General features: G+C 63.8%; 14 protein-coding genes and 1 pseudogene. 3 read left to right on the top strand and 12 right to left on the bottom strand.

Annotation, left to right across the window (positions count from 1 at the left end):
* Position 1: 1 nt before the first annotated feature.
* The 6 genes from IVA80_RS03700 to IVA80_RS03675 form a co-directional block, all read right to left on the bottom strand.
* On the bottom strand, positions 2-706 hold the full coding sequence (locus tag IVA80_RS03700; RefSeq protein WP_247425704.1) for an ABC transporter ATP-binding protein: 705 nt from the start codon (positions 704-706) through the stop codon (positions 2-4).
* Positions 706-1,476: an ABC transporter ATP-binding protein gene (locus tag IVA80_RS03695; protein WP_247425702.1), complete on the bottom strand. Its 771-nt coding sequence runs from the start codon at positions 1,474-1,476 to the stop codon at positions 706-708. Before IVA80_RS03695 ends, IVA80_RS03700 begins: the two co-directional genes overlap by 1 nt.
* 15 nt (positions 1,477-1,491) lie before the next feature.
* Positions 1,492-2,802 (bottom strand): ABC transporter substrate-binding protein, encoded by a 1,311-nt coding sequence (locus tag IVA80_RS03690; RefSeq protein WP_247425700.1) that lies wholly within the window; start codon positions 2,800-2,802, stop codon positions 1,492-1,494.
* 95 nt (positions 2,803-2,897) lie between these two features.
* Positions 2,898-3,602: an NUDIX hydrolase gene (locus IVA80_RS03685; protein WP_247425699.1), complete on the bottom strand. Its 705-nt coding sequence runs from the start codon at positions 3,600-3,602 to the stop codon at positions 2,898-2,900.
* A gap of 29 nt (positions 3,603-3,631) precedes the next feature.
* Positions 3,632-4,657 (bottom strand): ABC transporter substrate-binding protein, encoded by a 1,026-nt coding sequence (locus IVA80_RS03680; RefSeq protein WP_247425698.1) that lies wholly within the window; start codon positions 4,655-4,657, stop codon positions 3,632-3,634.
* 78 nt (positions 4,658-4,735) lie between these two features.
* Complete coding sequence (locus IVA80_RS03675) at positions 4,736-7,612, bottom strand: autotransporter outer membrane beta-barrel domain-containing protein (RefSeq protein ID WP_247425697.1); 2,877 nt, start codon at positions 7,610-7,612, stop codon at positions 4,736-4,738.
* A gap of 233 nt (positions 7,613-7,845) precedes the next feature.
* On the opposite strand from IVA80_RS03675, the gene IVA80_RS03670 reads away from it, so the two are divergent.
* The gene (locus IVA80_RS03670) at positions 7,846-8,295 is read left to right on the top strand and encodes a cupin domain-containing protein (RefSeq protein WP_247425696.1); all 450 of its coding nucleotides are present in this window, start codon (positions 7,846-7,848) and stop codon (positions 8,293-8,295) included.
* A 46-nt stretch (positions 8,296-8,341) separates the two neighbouring features.
* On the opposite strand, the gene IVA80_RS03665 is transcribed toward IVA80_RS03670, so the two are convergent.
* A complete protein-coding gene (locus IVA80_RS03665; RefSeq protein WP_247425695.1) occupies positions 8,342-9,127 on the bottom strand; it encodes an ABC transporter permease in 786 nt (261 codons plus the stop codon).
* Entirely contained in the window at positions 9,127-9,945 is an 819-nt protein-coding gene (locus tag IVA80_RS03660; RefSeq protein ID WP_247425694.1) for an ABC transporter ATP-binding protein, read from the bottom strand. The genes IVA80_RS03665 and IVA80_RS03660 overlap by 1 nt, the downstream gene beginning before the upstream one ends.
* Positions 9,946-10,078: 133 nt before the next feature.
* Here IVA80_RS03660 and IVA80_RS03655 point away from each other — a divergent pair, with 133 nt between their 5' ends.
* Positions 10,079-10,861, top strand: coding sequence for an ABC transporter ATP-binding protein (locus IVA80_RS03655; protein ID WP_247425693.1), 783 nt, complete (start codon positions 10,079-10,081; stop codon positions 10,859-10,861).
* Complete coding sequence (locus tag IVA80_RS03650; RefSeq protein ID WP_247425692.1) at positions 10,858-12,417, top strand: glycine betaine ABC transporter substrate-binding protein; 1,560 nt, start codon at positions 10,858-10,860, stop codon at positions 12,415-12,417. Before IVA80_RS03655 ends, IVA80_RS03650 begins: the two co-directional genes overlap by 4 nt.
* A 206-nt stretch (positions 12,418-12,623) precedes the next feature.
* Here IVA80_RS03650 and IVA80_RS03645 read toward each other — a convergent pair whose 3' ends face one another.
* The 4 genes and pseudogenes from IVA80_RS03645 to IVA80_RS03630 form a co-directional block, all read right to left on the bottom strand.
* Positions 12,624-14,336: a sulfatase-like hydrolase/transferase gene (locus tag IVA80_RS03645; RefSeq protein WP_247425691.1), complete on the bottom strand. Its 1,713-nt coding sequence runs from the start codon at positions 14,334-14,336 to the stop codon at positions 12,624-12,626.
* A gap of 180 nt (positions 14,337-14,516) precedes the next feature.
* Positions 14,517-14,636 (bottom strand): annotated as a pseudogene (locus IVA80_RS03640) (TetR family transcriptional regulator); the annotation flags it as partial.
* Positions 14,637-14,714: 78 nt separating this feature from the next.
* Positions 14,715-15,947, bottom strand: a complete 1,233-nt coding sequence (locus tag IVA80_RS03635; protein ID WP_247425690.1) for a biotin/lipoyl-binding protein — start codon at positions 15,945-15,947, stop codon at positions 14,715-14,717.
* Positions 15,940-16,431 carry a hypothetical protein gene (locus IVA80_RS03630; RefSeq protein WP_247425689.1) on the bottom strand — a complete coding sequence of 164 codons (492 nt, stop codon included), beginning with the start codon at positions 16,429-16,431 and terminating at the stop codon, positions 15,940-15,942. Before IVA80_RS03630 ends, IVA80_RS03635 begins: the two co-directional genes overlap by 8 nt.
* Positions 16,432-16,508 lie beyond the last annotated feature (77 nt).

The raw sequence follows: 16,508 nt of genomic DNA, 5'->3' as shown, positions 1-16,508 counted from the left end.
CTCACACCCCGAGATACGCTTCCTTGACCGTGTCGCTCGCCAGCATCTCGGCGGAGGTGCCGGACGCCCGGATCGTGCCGGCCTCGATCAGATAGGCGCGGTCGACAACACGCAGTACCTGCTGAACGTTCTGCTCGACGATCAGCACGGTCAATCCGCGCGCGCGGATCCGCTTGACGAGTTCGAATACCTGCTGCACCACGACCGGCGCCAGTCCCGCCGATGGCTCGTCGAGCAGCAGGAGCTTTGGATTCGACATCAGCGCGCGGCCGATCGCGCACATCTGCTGCTCGCCGCCGGACATGGTGCCGGCCATCTGCTGGCGGCGCTCCTTCAGGCGCGGAAACAGGTCGAACACGACGTCCAGCCGCTCGGCGTAGTGGCCGCGCGCCTCCCTCATGAAGGCGCCCATCTTGAGATTGTCGTCGACCGAGAGCTGCGGAAACAGCCGCCGGTTCTCCGGCACATGCGCGATCCCGAGGCCGACGATCTTGTGCGGCGGCGTTGCCACGACGTCAGTGCCTTCCATCCTGATCGAGCCACGCGAGGGACGGATCAGGCCGGAGATGACGCGCATCAAGGTTGTCTTGCCGGCGCCGTTCGGACCGATGACGCCGACGGCCTCGCCCGCCTTCACGTCGAGATGGACGTCGAACAGTGCCTGGAACGTGCCATAACCGGCGTTGACGGCGCGGAGCTCCAGCATCACTGCCCTCCGGCGCGGCGGCGCGCAGCGGCGGCCGCGGCCTGCGTGGTCTCGGCGTCCGTGCCGAGATAGACCTCGATCACGCGCGGATCACCCGCAACTGCGCTCGGCAAACCTTCCGAAATCTTCTCGCCGTGATCGAGCACCATGACGCGATCGACGACGCGCATCAGCACGCCCATGATGTGCTCGACCCAGATGATGGTGATGCCGAGTTCGTCGCGGATGTTGCGCAGCATGTCGGCCGCCTGCCCCATCTCGGCCTCGTCGAGACCGCCGAGGCTCTCGTCAGCGAGCAGCAATTTTGGCGCGGTGGCGAGCGCTTTCGCAAGTTCGAGCTTCTTCAGGCCAGCCGCCCCGAGGCCATCGACGCTGGCATGACGATCGCTCGGCAGGCCCACCATGGCCAGTGATCGTTCGGCCGCTTCCTCCGCCCTGGCACGACTGTGGCGGCCCTGGCCGTAGAAGCCGGCCAGCGCGACATTCTCGAAGATCGTCAGGCGCCGGAACGGCCGCGGAATCTGGAAGGTACGGCCGATGCCGCTGTTGATGATCCGGTGCGGCGCGAGGCCCGCGATCTCATGCCCGCCAAACAGGATCGAGCCGGACGTCGGCGCCAGCGTGCCCGAGAGCATGTTGAAGATCGTGCTCTTGCCCGAGCCGTTGGGGCCGATCAGGCCGAGGATCTCGCCCTGGTCGACCCTGAACGACACGTTGTTGACGGCGGTGAAGCCACCAAAGCGCTTCACCAGCCCGCTGACTTCCAGCACCGCCCCGCTCCGCCGCTACTGGTTGCTATAGGTGGTGCCCTTCGGCAGCGGCAGCACGGCCTCGCGCTGCGCCTGGCTCTTGGGCCACACCACGGAGGACTTGTCGTCGATATACTGGATCACAACGGGAAACGAGCGCTCGTTCTGCCCGGCCATGGGCGTGCCCTCGCCGTAGAACTTCACGCCGAAGCCGAGCATGGTGCCGCCCTCGGGAATGTCGGTGTCGAGCGCCGCCTTGCGCAACGCGTCGGGATCGACCCCGCCATATTTCTTGATCGCACGCGGCAGCACGTCAGACATGAAGACGTAAGTGTTGGACGCGCCGATGCCGACATGGGCGGAGCGGATGGCGACGCCGGGCCTGAGCTTGTCGAACTCCTCGCCGACCATCTTGATCACGGGCGGAAGCTTCGGATCCATGGTCTTCTGGTTGGCGAGCCAGATCGAGATCGGGTCGGTGTTGAAGATGTAGGTAGCGTCAGCCCCCATGCCTTCCTTCAGCTTCTCATAGACGCCGTAGCCGGCGCCATGGCCCATCAGTGCCCCGAACCTCAGCCCTTGCTCGCGGGCTTGGCGCAACAGCAGCGTGATGTCGGGATTGTAGCCGGTGTGGAAGATCACGTCGGGCTTGGCGCGCTTCAGCTTCGTCACCAGTGCGGACAGATCAGGCGCGGTGGCCGAATAGCCCTCCTTCATCACGACGTTGAAGCCCGCCTTCCTTGCGCCGGCTTCGTTCCCCCTGGAGACATCGACGCCGTAGGCGCCGTCTTCATGGATGATCGCGACGCGCAGGTCCTTCGGCTCCTTGTCGAACTTCGCTTTGGCGTTCTGCGCGATGAAATCCATCGTCATCATGCCGAACTGGTCACCGCTCGCCTGCGGGCGGAAGACGTATTTGTAGCCCTTCTCGTTGAACACGGCCGACGAGATGCAGGTCGTCATCCACATGAACTTCTTGAGCTGCTCGACGCGGGCGGCCACCGGCACGCATTGCGCTGAGGAGAAGAAGCCGAGCACCATGTCCACTTTTTCCTGCTCGAGCAGGCGGACCGATTCGTTGATGGCGATGTCGGGCTTGCTCTGGGCGTCGGCATAGACCGCCTCGATCCTGTAGCCCTCGACGCCGGTCTTGGCGAAATGGTCGAGGATGATCTTTGCGCCGATATAGCCGAGTTCAGACCCGCCGCCGGCGAGAGGCCCTGTCAGGTCGAACACCACGCCGATCTTGATCTTCTTCTCTTGAGCCTCGGCCGAAGCCATCAAGCCCATCGCGGCAATCGCGATCAACAGCCCACGTACCGAGCGGGCAGCCATGCGCAGGCGCATCAAAACCTCCCTGGACGATTGTGCATTGCATTCGTCGTGCTTTTTGGTTTTTGCCCATCACATGGGCTGAGCGCAGCGATGTCAAGCCTCGCGCATCAGCGCGAGGCGAACTGCTGCGCGACGAAGGCCGTGACAAATCGCGGCATGGACGGCGTGAGATCACTCATCCCGCGCACGAGATGAATGGCCGACAGCTCCGGCTCGATCTCACGCGCGAGATACGCTTCGATCAGGCCGCGAGCCATGTCGCCCGGCATGTCCAAGTTGAGAACCTGGATCATTGCAATCGTGGGGCCGGTGACCACGCAGTGCCAGTCCGCCTCGGCCGAGAAATCGGCAACGGTCAGGCCGGTCTCCTCCGCGACCTCGCGGACGACGCTGCCGGGGATGTCGAGCACGCCATTCCTAACATCGTCGAGATCGGGCGTTCCCGAGGGGAAATAGATCCGTCCTGCATTGGCGGTATGCTGTGCCATCTCCCCCATGATGAAGGCGCCGTCGGGGGTGCGTAGCGCGCCCATGCCGAAGCCGTTGAACACCGCCTTGTCGGGAAAGCCCCAGTCGCGCCAGGCAAGGAAGCTTGCGAAATCGGTCTCGAAATAGGTCGCGGAAAGCTGGCCATCCGCAAAGACGGCATCCCGCCCGAGCAGGACGCGGCCGTTCCAGATCTTCGGCCGTTCGCGCTGCTTCTCGATGAAATGCGCCGCGATCTCGGCGCGCCGCTCCTCGGCGAACGGCCACGCGATCGGCCGTACCGCGAGATCAAGCGTCGCGACGCGATGAATGACCGGTGACGTCATGACGCCCGATGACCACGCCTTCGCGTCAGCTATTTGGCGCTCCCCGTGGTCTTCCTGGCCTGCTCGACGTACTTGTTGGTGAAGGTCTTGCTGAGGTCGATCTTGGCGTTCGCGACCTCCGGCGAGCCGACGCTGAACACCGCGAGCACAGCGTCCGCGCCCTTCGGATCCATCTTGCCGGTTTCCGAGAACATCGGGATCGTGTTCTTCAGCGCGGCAAGATAGAGATCCTTGTTCTTGCCGACCATCTCGTCGGGCATCTTCGCCATGATCTCCTCGGGCGAGTGCGAATGGATCCAGGCGAGCGTGGCGAGCATCGCGTTGGTGAGCGCCTGCGTTTCCTTCTCGTGGCCATTGATCCAGGCCGCGGTCGAGTACAGCGCGCCGCCCGGATATTCGCCGCCGAACGTCTCGAGCGTGTCTTTTTGCGTGCGGGTGTCGCTGAGGATGCGCAGATCCTTGTGGCTGCCCTGGAGCACGGTCACGGAGGGATCGAGCATCACGGCGGCGTCGATCTGGCCCTGCTCCATCGCGGCGACCGCGGTGGCGCCGAGGCCGACGCCGATCACCGCAATGCCGGCAGGATCGAGACCGTTCTTCTTGAGGAGATATTTCAGGAAGAAGTCCGTGGAGGACCCGGGCGCGCTGACGCCGACCTTCTTGCCGGCGAGATCCTTGACCGACTTGATCTCATTGGTGCGTGACGGCGCGACCACCAGCACGAGGCCGGGATAACGGTCATAGACCACGAAGGCCTGAAGCTCCTGCTTCTTGGCGGCAAGGTTGACGCAGTGGTCGAAATAGCCGGAGACCACGTCGGCGCTGCCGCCGAGCACGGCCTTGAGCGCGTCCGAGCCGCCCTTGAGGTCCACCAGTTCGACACTGAGACCCGCCTTGTCGTATTCGCCGAGCTGCTTGGCCAGCACCGTCGGCAGATAGCACAGGCAGGAGCCGCCGCCGATGGCGATCGTGATCTTGCTTTGCGCCACGGCAAGACCGGTGGTGAGCGTCAGCGCGAGCAGCGCGCCGGCGAGCCGGCCAAACAGTTTCTTCATGGTTTCCTCCCGGTCTCAATTCGAGGCGCACGATAGAGCAGCGTGCGCCGCCTGAGAAGATGCCGTGCCTACGATAGACTAAAAGCCGATGCGGAGGCCGCCCCGGCCGCTGACGATCGAGCCCGAATTGTTCCACGCGAGATATTCGGCCGCGGCGAAAAGAGACACGTTGCGCGACTGCCATTCCACGCCAAGGCCGCCGAAACCACCCCAGACATTGCCCGCGCCCGGTGCGGTGAAGGCGAGCGGCTGCGTGAGCAAGGTGGCGTTGACGGTATCGCCACCGACCCGCTGCAAACCGAGCGCCCCGCCGGACAGGTGGATGGTTAGCAGCGATGCCGGGGATATCTGCCTGGTTCGGATGAACTTCAGCTCGGCCCGCTCCTCGACATTTTGCGTATTGCGGCCGCCGGCCGTCAGCGGCGCGGTGGTGCCGGTCTCGGTATAGCCGTCGAAACCGGCATAGAGGTAACGGACCTGCACGTTCGGCGTCAGCGCGTAGTGCGAATCGAGCAGCGTTCCGAGCGCGAAGCGATGGCCCCATGTCAGTTCGGGACTGACGTACCAACCGGTGTAACCCGCGGTCGCCGTCTCCAACCCATTAGCCACGAGATTGTTGTTGACCAGACGAGACGTCGAACTGTGCAGGGCCCCGCCCTGCAGCGCCGCATTGAGGAACGATGCGCCCGACGTGTAGCGCGCGTAGGCTCCGCCAAATGCGAGATTGCTGTCGGTGGCGTCGCCGTTCAGATCGAGGCGGTTATGGGTGCTGCCCGCGCCGACGAACAGGCCGAGCCGCAAATCCGGCCGCAGCGATTTGTCGATGCCGATCGCACCGCCATACCAGGTCGTGACGTTGCGCGACAGCAGGCCATCGGCAGCCTGCACATGCCGTCCGCCAAACCCTCTGCCCCACACGGCGGTGCCGTCGGCATAAACCGCGGTCGGACTCTTGTAGGCAACCTCGTCCGAGGCATAGGCCGAAAGGCCGGGAATGCCGGCAAAGGCATCGGCGATGCCCGACATGCCGCTATCGGGCGCAGCGAATGCGGACACGCCGCCACCGGATGCCATCACGCTGTCGAATGCCGGCACGATCGCAGTGACGCTGCGCGAGAAGTCGGCAAGCACGCTGCCGGCCGTTGCAAACGAGGACGGATCGACCGAGGCGATCCGGTTGCCCGAGACCACGTAAGGCACCGTGCCGTTCACCGTTGCGCCGGCCAGCGTATCGAAGGTGAGGTTCTGGTTGACCGCCCGCATGTTGACGGTGTCGCCGCCGCCGCCAAGATTGATGGCGCCGATGATGCGCGATCCCTGCTGCACGGTGAGCGTGTCGGACAATCCCACGAACTGGAGCGCGGCGAGCCGCCCGCTGAGGATACCGGAATTGGTCAAATTGCTGGAGCCAAAGGCCTGAATGCCGAAGCCGCCGGCCGAGACGGTGCCGGAATTGATCACGGTGGCATTGTGCTGATCGACTAAAATGGCAATGCCGCCCGTACCATTCGCGGAAATGATTCCGGAATTGACGACATGGGCGTTCTGAAGACCGATGATCGCGACGCCGGAGGGTCCATTGGCAGCGATCACGCCCGAATTCGTCACATTTGCATCTCGCACGGCGATGATAGCTGTAGCGGACAGACCGTCAGCCAGAATGGACCCGGAATTGAATACATTTGCATCTCGACCGGCACCGATGCCGGTACCGACGCCCGACGACGAGATGGTGCCGGAATTGACCACGTTGGCGTCTCGGCCGGCAGAAATTCCAACCGTGCCCGCGATCGTGCCCGAAATGACTCCGGAATTGGTGACGTTGGCATCCTGAAAAGCGCGGATCGCGCGCGCGGTGAAGCCGCCGACCGAAATGGTGCCGGAATTGACCACGTTTGCGGTCGTTGCAGAGATTGCGAACAGATTTCCCAGGACGAGCCCTGAGTTGTTGACGTCGGCGATCTGGGTGGCGGCAATGGCGGTGCCGCCGGTATCGTTGGCTCTGATGAGCCCCGAATTGGTCACGGCGGCATTCCGCAGCGCGTGAATGGCGACGCCAGTGCTGGAAGCAGTGATCGTGCCGGTGTTGGCTACGGTGGCATCTCGAATCGAAAGGACACCGCGGCCGCCGTCCCCGGCCGAGATGATTCCGGAGTTGGTCAAACTGACGTCTTGATAACTCTTGATACCGATGCCGCTGACGCCGTTCACCGAGATGGTGCCGGAATTGGTCGCAAGGACGGTCTCGCCGGAGACAATGCCGATGCCGCCGCTTCCATTGGCCGAGATGACCCCGGAATTGATAACGGTGGCAGTGTGCAGATCGACGAAAATACCGAAGCCATCGGGGCCGTCAGTCAGGATGCTTCCGGAATTGATCACATAGGCATTTCGACTGGCGATAATACCGGTGCCTTGGGCACCGTTGGCCGAAATCGTGCCGGAGTTAATTACGTTGGCGTCGCGCGTAGCCACAATAGCGTTACTCATACCATCGTCAGCCTGAATGATCCCGGAATTGCTAATGGTGGCATCCCGTCCCACCGCAACGGCGCTGTTGGCAGCACCCGCGGCAGCGACACTTCCTGAATTCGTCAGGTTCAAATCCTGATTGGCGAAGATGCCCAGACTGCTGAAGCCGCTGCTGGAGATCACGCCGGCCGCGGTGTTGGTCAGACTTAGCGTCCCCAGATCCTGCAAGCCGACATTGCCAATGCCCCGAATACTGGTATCAGCGAGCGTCCCGCCATTGGTGCAAGTCTGATTGGTCTCGACCGGGAAACCGACGCACTGCGCATTCGCAGCGTCCATCGGCCAAAGCATCAGCGGCAACATCGCCGCCAAGAACACAGCCCCCGACATTCGGCAGCCATCGAAAGGCATTCCCAGACAAGACCTGAAAATTCGCAAAATATTCCTCAAACGTTCATCAAAAATAACGCCGAAGCGATCCAAGCGTTGGCGGCATGTTATTCAAATCAGGCGACTAAAGTCGATCAGCCCCGCGAATATGGCCGCCTATTTCAAATCCCTGTGGCAAACGCGCAACGCTGGGAACGCCGACCATATCGGCCGATCGCCGCAAAGCAGCATGCGGCCCTTGAGACGGCGACTTTCCGACCGCTGGCCAAGCAAGTACCGGCGGCATACCATCGCTCGCATAATAATCAGCACGGGGAGGACTACCCATGAATCGCCTGGCCATCACGCTATCGCTCGCCACCGCTTTTGCCGCCGGGTGCGGCGCAACCCACCTGATGCGGCCGGCGCTCGCCGCCGAGAACATCACCCCGCAGATCATCCACACCGGCGAGATGGAAGGCGACGCGCTCGGCCCCGCCAACAATGTCGGATACCGTTCCAAGATGTTCGCCAGCGCCGACGGCGCCACCATCTCAATCCAGGTCGGCAATGTGCCCAAGCACATGCATCCCAACACCAACGAGATCCAGTACATCCTGGACGGGACCGGGACGATCTGGCTCGGCGGCAAGGAGGTCACGGTGAAGCCCGGCGACCTCGTCATCATTCCGAAGGGCACGCCGCATGGCGGCACCAAGCCCATCAGCGGACAGGTCAAGGCGATCGCGATCAAGACGCCGCCGCAGGCGCCGGACGACACCAAGCTGCTGGATTGAGCCTTCGCGCTTCCGGGGCTCGCGCCGATACGCGGCCCCGTTGCGGCTAGCCTCGCCCGTCCACGGTCGGGCGCCAGACCAACAGTCTCCGCTCCACCAGCGTGACGCCAAAATCGATCAGGATGACGAAGGCCGACAACACGAACATGCCGGCGAACACGCCGGCGACGTCGAAGATGCCTTCGGCCTGCTGGATCAGATAGCCGAGCCCCGCTGCCGATCCCAGATATTCGCCGACGACCGCGCCGACCACGGCGAAGCCGACTGAGGTGTGCAGCGAGGAGAACATCCACGACAGCGCCGACGGCCAATAGACGTGCCGCATCAACTGCCGCTCGCTCATGCCGAGCATGCGGCCATTGTCGAGCACGGTACGGCTGACTTCCTTGACGCCTTGATAGACGTTGAAGAACACGATGAAGAACACCAGCGTCACACCGAGCGCGACCTTGGACCAGATGCCGAGGCCCAGCCACAGCGCGAAGATCGGCGCAAGCACGACACGGGGCAGCGCGTTGACCATCTTGACGTAAGGATCAAACACTGCCGCCACCAGCGGCTGGCGCGCGAACCAGAAGCCGACCAGCACGCCACCGGCCGATCCGATCACGAAGGCCAGCAGCGACTCCACCAGCGTGATGCCGAGATGCTTCCAGATCACGCCGGATGAGAACCACTTCACGATCTGGCTGAACACGTCGACCGGATTGGAGAAGAAGAACGGCGGCAGCAGGATCTTTCCGAACACCGGCACGGTCGACAGCAATTGCCACAGCGCGAGGCAGACCACCGCGACCAGGACTTGCAGCGCAAGCAGCGTCACGCGCGACATCAGACCGCCTCCGCCGCTTGCGTGGATTGCGCGTAGCCCTTCATGACCTCGTCCTTGAGCACGCTCCAGATCTCGCGGTGGAGCGCGTGGAACTCCTTGTCCAGCCGCACCTCGAAGATGTCGCGCGGGCGCGGCAGCATCACGCGCCAATTGCCGATGATGCGCGAGGACGGCCCCGCCGACATGATCACGACGCGGTCGGCGAGCGCGATCGCCTCCTCCAGATCGTGGGTGACAAACAGCACGGCCTTGCGGTCGGCATTCCAGAGGTCGAGCAGCAGATTGCCCATGACCTGACGGGTCTGCGCGTCGAGCGGCCCGAACGGCTCGTCCATCAAGAGTATCTTTGGGTCACGGATCAGCACCTGCGCCAGGGCCACGCGCTTGCGCTGACCGCCCGAGAGCATGTGCGGATAGCGGTTGGCAAAGGCACCCAAGCCGACAGACGTCAGCCATTTCAGCGCCCGCGGCAGCGCTTCGGCGCGCGGCGCGCCCTTGATCTCGAGCCCGATCGCGACATTGTCGAGCGCGGACTTCCAGGGGAACAGCGCGTCGGCCTGAAACAGATAGCCAGCATCCCGGTTCAGCCCGGCGAGCGGCCGGTCGAATATCTTGACCGTGCCGGCGGCAGGCTTGAGCAGGCCGGCGGCGACGTTGAGCAGCGTGGATTTCCCGCAGCCGGTCGGCCCGACGATGGCGACGAACTCGCCCTGCGCGACCGCGAGATGGGCCTTCTCCACCGCCGTATAGACCCGCCCGTCCCCGAGCCGGAACGCGACCTTGGCATCTTCCAGCGCCACTGCCGTGGGCGTTGTCATGTATTATCTCCGAATTTGGGTCGATGCCTTAGCCTCTCGCGCGACCAAGTTCAATCAACCCGCCAAGCGTGCTACGCATGGGCCTCGTCATCCCCTCCCTCCGCGGGCGGGTCAGCGCAGTGAGCCCCGCCCGATGCCGTCCAGGCCGATGATTGGCTATGCCCACGTCACCAAGAGCTTTGGCCCCCTCAAGGCCGTGGACGATCTGTCGCTCGACATCGCCGAGGGCGAATTTGTGGCCATCGTCGGCGGCTCGGGCTCGGGCAAGACGACTCTGCTACGGCTTGCCAACCGGCTGATCGAGGCTGATGGCGGCACCATCACGGTCGAGGGCGAGGACGTGCAAAACGTCGATCCTGTCGCGCTGCGGCGCCGGATCGGTTACGTCTTCCAGAGCGGCGGGCTGTTTCCGCATCTGAGCGTCGCCGACAATATCGGGATCACGCCAAAACTGCTGGACGTGCCGGCTGCAGATATCACAGCGCGCGTCGACGAGTTGCTGGAGCTCGTGCAGCTCGACCGCACCGCGCATCGCGACCGCCTGCCAGAAGCGCTCTCCGGCGGCCAGCGCCAGCGCGTCGGCGTGGCGCGGGCGCTGGCGGCACGTCCCCGCATCGTGCTGATGGACGAACCGTTTGGCGCGCTCGATCCTCTCACCCGCGATGCGCTCAGCGAGGATTTTCGCGAACTGCATCGCAAGCTCGGCCTGACCACGGTCATGATCACCCATGACATGACGGAGGCGATCCTGCTCGCCGACCGGATCGCGGTGATGCGCAGCGGAAAGCTGCTGGCGCAGGGCACGCCGGCGGAGCTCTCGAACAGCAGCGACGGCTACGTGCTCGAGCTGCTGCGCACGCCGCGACGCCAGGTCGAGCGGCTGAACGCGCTGCTGCCGCGGAGCGGTGCGGCATGAGCTTCTTCACTGATCCGCGCTGGGACGAGGCGCTGTCGCATCTAGCGGATTATCTCGGCAACCATGTGCAGGTGAGTCTCGCCGCGCTCGCGCTCGGCCTCGCCGTCAGCCTGCCACTGGCGATCCTGACCCGCAACCGCCCGGCGCCACGCGCACTCCTGCTTGCGCTTGCGAGCATCGTGCAGACGGTCCCAGGGCTGGCGCTGCTCGCGCTGTTCTATCCGCTGCTGCTGTTCGCTGCTTCCGTGGCGCTGGCCTGGTTTGGCGTCTCCTTCTCGGCCTTCGGTTTCCTGCCGGCCATGCTGGCGCTGGCGCTCTATTCGATGCTGCCCGTGCTGCGCAACGGCATTACCGGATTGAACGGCATCGATCCCGCACTGATCGAGGCCGCAAAGGGAGTCGGCATGACGGCGCGGCAGTCGCTCATCATGGTCGAGCTTCCGCTAGCGCTGCCGGTGATGATGGCCGGCATCCGCACCGCCGCGGTGTGGGTGATCGGCACCGCGACCCTGTCAACGCCGATCGGGCAAACCAGCCTCGGAAACTACATCTTCGCCGGGCTTCAGACCCAAAACTGGGTGTTCGTGCTGTTCGGCTGCTTTGCGTCTGCGCTACTCGCGCTCGCCGTCGATCAGCTGCTCGGCCTGATCGAGAGCGGCTTGCGCCATCGCAGCCGTCCGCATACCGCGCTTGGCGGCATCGGGATCGCGGCACTGGTCATCGCAACGCTGGTGCCGACGATGGGGCGCTCGTCGCAGAGCTATGTCGTCGGGGCCAAGACATTCGCCGAGCAATATGTGCTGTCGGCATTGCTGAGGGACCGCCTCCAGGCTGCCGGTCTCTCCGCCACCGCGCGATCAGGCCTTGGCTCAAGCGTAATCTTCGAGGCGCTGAAGGCCGGCGATATCGATCTCTATGTCGACTATTCCGGCACGCTCTGGGCCAACCAGTTGCACCGCACGGACATCAAGCCGCGCGCGGAACTGTTGGCGGAGCTGAAGACAACGCTCGCCAACGACAACATCACCCTGCTCGGCGAGCTCGGCTTCGAGAATGCCTATGCCCTGGTGATCCCCAGGAAACGCGCCGAGGCGCTTGGCATCCGCACCATCGCCGATCTCGCCGCGCATGCTTCCACGATGTCGATCGCCGGGGACTACGAGTTCTTCTCGCGGCCCGAATGGGCAGCGCTGCAAAAGGCCTATGGCCTCTCGTTCAGCGCCCAGCGCCAGATGCAGCCGGACTTCATGTATGCGGCGGTCGCCAGCGGCGAGGTCGACGTGATCGCCGGTTACACCAGCGACGGGCTGATCGCGAAATACGACCTCGTCGCGCTGGACGATCCCAGGCACGCGATCCCGCCCTACGACGCGATTCTGCTGCTGGCGCCGAAGCGCGCCGGTGACGAGCGATTGCAGACGGCGTTGAAGCCGCTGCTGGGAAAGATCGATATCGCCACGATGCGCGAGGCGAACCTGCGCGCCAGCGGCAACGACGCGAATTCATCCCCGGACGCAGTGGCGAAGTGGCTGTGGGGGAAGGTGGGCGGGCGCTAGGCCTGTGCCCGGGTACGCTCAAGCCCCGTCATCCTGAGGCGCGAGTTGCGCGGTGCGCAGCACCGTGCGGCGAGCCTCGAAGGATGAACAGCCCCGATGCAGCCGGGCCGTCGCCCTTCGAGGCTCCCCCCGCAGCGCTTTGCGCCGCAGGGCTCACACCTCAGGGTGACGGTCAGAGAGTATCGCTTGCGGCCAAAGCTAAGGAGCTACAGCCCCCGGATCATCCCGGCATTGATCAGCAACCGGTTGAGCCGCCGCGCCTCGGCGCCGTCCTTGCAGCCGTAGAAGATGCCTTTGCAGCGGAGCATGATTTCCTTCTGCTCGGCAAAGGACGGATCGAGCGGAATGCCGGCGGCTTCCTGGATCACCAGCGGCAGATAGGGACCGTCAATCGTGTCCATCACGGCGTCGCTCTTCACCGGCTCGAAATTGACGGCATCGATCGCGTAATAGGTCGCGTAGAGACGCGGATCGTAAGCGTCGAGCTTCTTGCCGAGAGCGCCCTCGTCGAGCCCGGGCTCGAGGATGTTCGGCGCAAACTCAGGCTGATGATCGCCATAGCGCACGATCAGGAAGGGCTCGCCGGGAAAATTCTTCTTCAGGCCCGCGACAAACGCTCTGTACTGCTCCGCGCTCATCGCCTGCCGGCGCAGATATTCGTCGATGGACGCCACATTGCCCGGCGCGCGCCAATTCGGCAGCAGATCGGGACGGAAGCGCGTCTCCCAGGGGAAATGATTGGCGCCCAGATAGATGAAGGTGAACAGCGGCTTGTTCGGCGGCTGCTGGCCCATCAGCTGGAGCGCCTTGTCGTAGAAGAAGGAGTCCGGCTCGACGTCCTTGGCGCCGAGATCCTTGGAGTCGAAGAAGCGTTCGACGCCGGTCGTCATCTGAAAGCTGCGCGCGGCCATGAAGCCGCCATAGGCAGGATAGAGCGACATCGTGTCATAGCCGCAGCGCCGCAGCGCCAGCGGCAGGCCGCGCTCGACGCGGCCCGTCGCGATGCGCGTCACGAAATAGGCGAAGCGGCCGAACGAACGCGACGAGAGGCCAGCGAGCACGTTGTATTCGGTGAACCAGCTCGGCCCGCCATTGCTCTCGGCCAGGAACGTGCGCTGCTTGCCGTCCCAGGATTTGAAATAATTTCCATAGCCCTGCGGCACCTTGATGCCCTGCGCGGCGCGAATGTCGAAGCTCGATTCATCATGGACCATGATGATGTTCGGCCGGCGGCCCGCGGGGTGGCAGGCGTCGACCAGCGGCATGTTGAGCCGCTCGTTGGTCGATGCCGCCGACTCCATGAAGCCGTATTGCGCGAAGTCGGAGACCGCGCTGACGCCGGAGCGGAAGAATTTAGAGAGATAGCCGTCGTCGTAATAGCCCCGCCAGGCCTCGTCCGGATGATAGAGCGAATAGCCGACCAGGGCGGCGACACAGGCGAGCATGGACGCAAGCGCCGGCAGGCGGCGGATGCGGAACGGATCGAGCCACCACAGCGCATACATCAGCGGCAGCGTGACGAGGCCGGCCAGGATCACCGACCAGCGCAAATTCGGAAAGATCGTGAACAGGAACGCGACGGTATCGCGGTCGATCATCATCAGGTCGATGAAATTAACCGTCATCTGCGCGACATCGTGCTTGAGCTGCGACAGCAGCACCAGCACCACGACCATGGTCAGCGACAGCGCCCCCGACGGCGCGGGCCGCCGCAGCAGCGTGATCCAGAAGAAGTTGAGGATGCCCCAGGCCAGTACGAAAGACAGCCGCGCGCCGAAATCGGTCTCGGTCTCGTACATCAGCGCGATCGCTGCCAGATGCGGCGCCGCAACCGCAAGCAGCCGCCAGATGCCGAGCGCGGCGACGCTCGTCAGCACGGCGGTGGTGGCAGAAGGACCTGGATTGGGCGCGGACGCCATCGACGACACGCAACTGCTGGTCCGGCGCGGTGATGCCCAGCCATCTGGCCGGCCTAGCGACGGCAAAGGCGTCCGGCGCAGCCGGAAGCCTGCACCGTGTCATAAAACTGTAACGGAACGGTCAAGGACAGGCAACGCGTGCCGCGACCCGACCTTCGCCTATTATTGGTGGGCGGCGACGTCGCGGTTGGGAAAGTGCCGGAACGGTGCCCCCGGCGACACCGCGGCCCGGCGCGCGGCCTCGCGCACCGAGATTTCGGCCCCCTCCGCCGCCAGTTGCAGCGCAGCATCGATCAACACGCGGCGGAGGTCGCCGTGGTGATAGGGCCGGGCCTCGGGGGTTGGCGGCGGGTCCCCGGCTTACTTTAAACCACCCGCTCAATGTCCGCTCAGCACCAGCGTCTTTATCGGCAGCACTAGCGCCTGGATTCGCAGCAGCATGGCGTGCACGATGCCAGTGGCGTCGACGGCGTGCAGCACAAAGCGCTTGAGGGCACCGGTCGCTTTCGCCTCAATCACATCGTGATTACTGGTGTAGGCGTTGGCAACACAACTGCTGCCGGGCGTCACGCCCTCCAGCCCGCCCTTGTAGATCGGCTCCATGAAAACGAGAATGGTGCCGGGACGCGCGACCTGCTGCGCCTCGACAAGTTGTTCGCCGCCCCTGAACTGGCCCGCCGCGATGTAGTCCTGCACGTTGGTCACGACCATCGGAATGATCGTCCATGGCTTGGAGATGCAGGTGGCTTCGGCCACCATTCCGACCTTCATGACCTGAGCCTCGATCTGCCCAAATCCTGCCAACAGAGCGCGCCGTCCCGCTCCCTCCGGAATCAGAACGCCGGCCGACCGTATCATCGGATTGACAATATCACCCGGTCTCAGCCCGAATTGCTCGACCCGCCCGTCGACGCCGGCGCGAATAAAGGTCTTGTCCAGATCGACCTGTGCTTCGGCCAGCGCCGCCTCTGCGCTTGCCTTCTCCGCCGGTAGCAGAGCGCTCAGCCGGGTCGTGGCGGATTGTTTGGAGGCGGTCGCAGAGTCGAGAGCGCCCTGGCGCCCCGCAACGGCCACACCGAGCTTTTCGATGTCGCGCTGCGGAACGATTCCGGGATTGCGCTTCTGCAATTCAGTTTTGGTATCGAGTTCGTCCTGCGCCTGCTGTAGCGAGCCCTTTGCCTCCTGAAGCTGGCCGTCCGCCTTCATGACATCGGCCTGCGCCGCCAGCATGGCCGCATCGACTTCGGCGATCTTGCGTTTGGCTGTGAGGAGCGACGCATCCTGCTTGGCGCTGTCGAGTCTGAAAAGCACGTCGCCCTGTTTGACGGACGCACTGACATCGACGTGAACCTCCGCGACGCGGCCGATGACTTCGGACACAATCGGAACGGTCCGATAGTACAAGGTCGCTGACGTGGTGGACGGATGAAAGTAGAAGATCATCGTGATTAGCGAAACCGTCAGCATCAGGCAGGCGACGATGCCAAATCGCAGTTCGAACCAGACCGAATACAGTGTTATCTCGCGACCGAAGCGCTTGCCCTGCACGTAACGGCGATAGAGATAGTCCGGAAGGATTGTGAAGGTGGCGCAGAGGAGGAGTTCAAGCATTGCCCGGCGTCCCCCGCTTGAGATCGCGCTCGATCCTGCTCTTGATCTCGTCCACGGCAACGCTGGTCTTCACCTCGTCTGACACGTTAGCCGCGTGAGGGGCAGCATGGTCCGGCGCTTCGGTAGCATCCGGCTCTGGCGCAACACCGGCCATTTTTTCGACTGACCCAGCGATCTTCCGCAGCGGCGTGCTGAAATCCGGCAGGTCGACCATGGCAAGGAACAAGCCGATCACCCAGAACAAGTGGTTGTGCGTGAACAGCGCCAGCAGTCCCAGCACGGCCACGATTTCAAACTGGAATTTCTGCGACTTGTGGGCCATCCGCTCCGGCATCGTGTGCAGGTGCAAATAGAAGTTGCCGACCATCAGAACGGCGCCGATCAGAAAGATGCCGACAACGACCATCAGGACGTCGGTATCGCCAGGCGCCGTAATGAAGGAAGGCAGGTGATGGGGGGCAGCGGGATGAAGCGATTCACTCACGCGACCCTCCCAGAAATTGCATTGGGAGCCGGCCGCTCCAAATTCATCCTTTCACATTCCGGGAACTTGGCAAGCGC

The sequence above is a fragment of the Bradyrhizobium sp. 139 genome, assembly GCF_023074175.1.
Lineage (GTDB): Bacteria > Pseudomonadota > Alphaproteobacteria > Rhizobiales > Xanthobacteraceae > Bradyrhizobium.
The sequence above is the reverse complement of the archived record's forward strand: the minus strand, read 5'-3'. Positions and strand labels throughout refer to the sequence as shown.

What these genes read in the sequence shown, in the direction of transcription:
- IVA80_RS03700 (WP_247425704.1), bottom strand. Translation starts at nt 706, where the DNA reads ATGCTGGAGCTCCGCGCCGTCAACGCCGGTTATGGCACGTTCCAGGCA.
- IVA80_RS03690 (WP_247425700.1), bottom strand. Translation starts at nt 2,802, where the DNA reads ATGCGCCTGCGCATGGCTGCCCGCTCGGTACGTGGGCTGTTGATCGCG.
- IVA80_RS03685 (WP_247425699.1), bottom strand. Translation starts at nt 3,602, where the DNA reads ATGACGTCACCGGTCATTCATCGCGTCGCGACGCTTGATCTCGCGGTA.
- IVA80_RS03680 (WP_247425698.1), bottom strand. Translation starts at nt 4,657, where the DNA reads ATGAAGAAACTGTTTGGCCGGCTCGCCGGCGCGCTGCTCGCGCTGACG.
- IVA80_RS03670 (WP_247425696.1), top strand. Translation starts at nt 7,846, where the DNA reads ATGAATCGCCTGGCCATCACGCTATCGCTCGCCACCGCTTTTGCCGCC.
- IVA80_RS03665 (WP_247425695.1), bottom strand. Translation starts at nt 9,127, where the DNA reads ATGTCGCGCGTGACGCTGCTTGCGCTGCAAGTCCTGGTCGCGGTGGTC.
- IVA80_RS03660 (WP_247425694.1), bottom strand. Translation starts at nt 9,945, where the DNA reads ATGACAACGCCCACGGCAGTGGCGCTGGAAGATGCCAAGGTCGCGTTC.
- IVA80_RS03655 (WP_247425693.1), top strand. Translation starts at nt 10,079, where the DNA reads ATGCCGTCCAGGCCGATGATTGGCTATGCCCACGTCACCAAGAGCTTT.
- IVA80_RS03650 (WP_247425692.1), top strand. Translation starts at nt 10,858, where the DNA reads ATGAGCTTCTTCACTGATCCGCGCTGGGACGAGGCGCTGTCGCATCTA.
- IVA80_RS03645 (WP_247425691.1), bottom strand. Translation starts at nt 14,336, where the DNA reads ATGGCGTCCGCGCCCAATCCAGGTCCTTCTGCCACCACCGCCGTGCTG.
- IVA80_RS03635 (WP_247425690.1), bottom strand. Translation starts at nt 15,947, where the DNA reads ATGCTTGAACTCCTCCTCTGCGCCACCTTCACAATCCTTCCGGACTAT.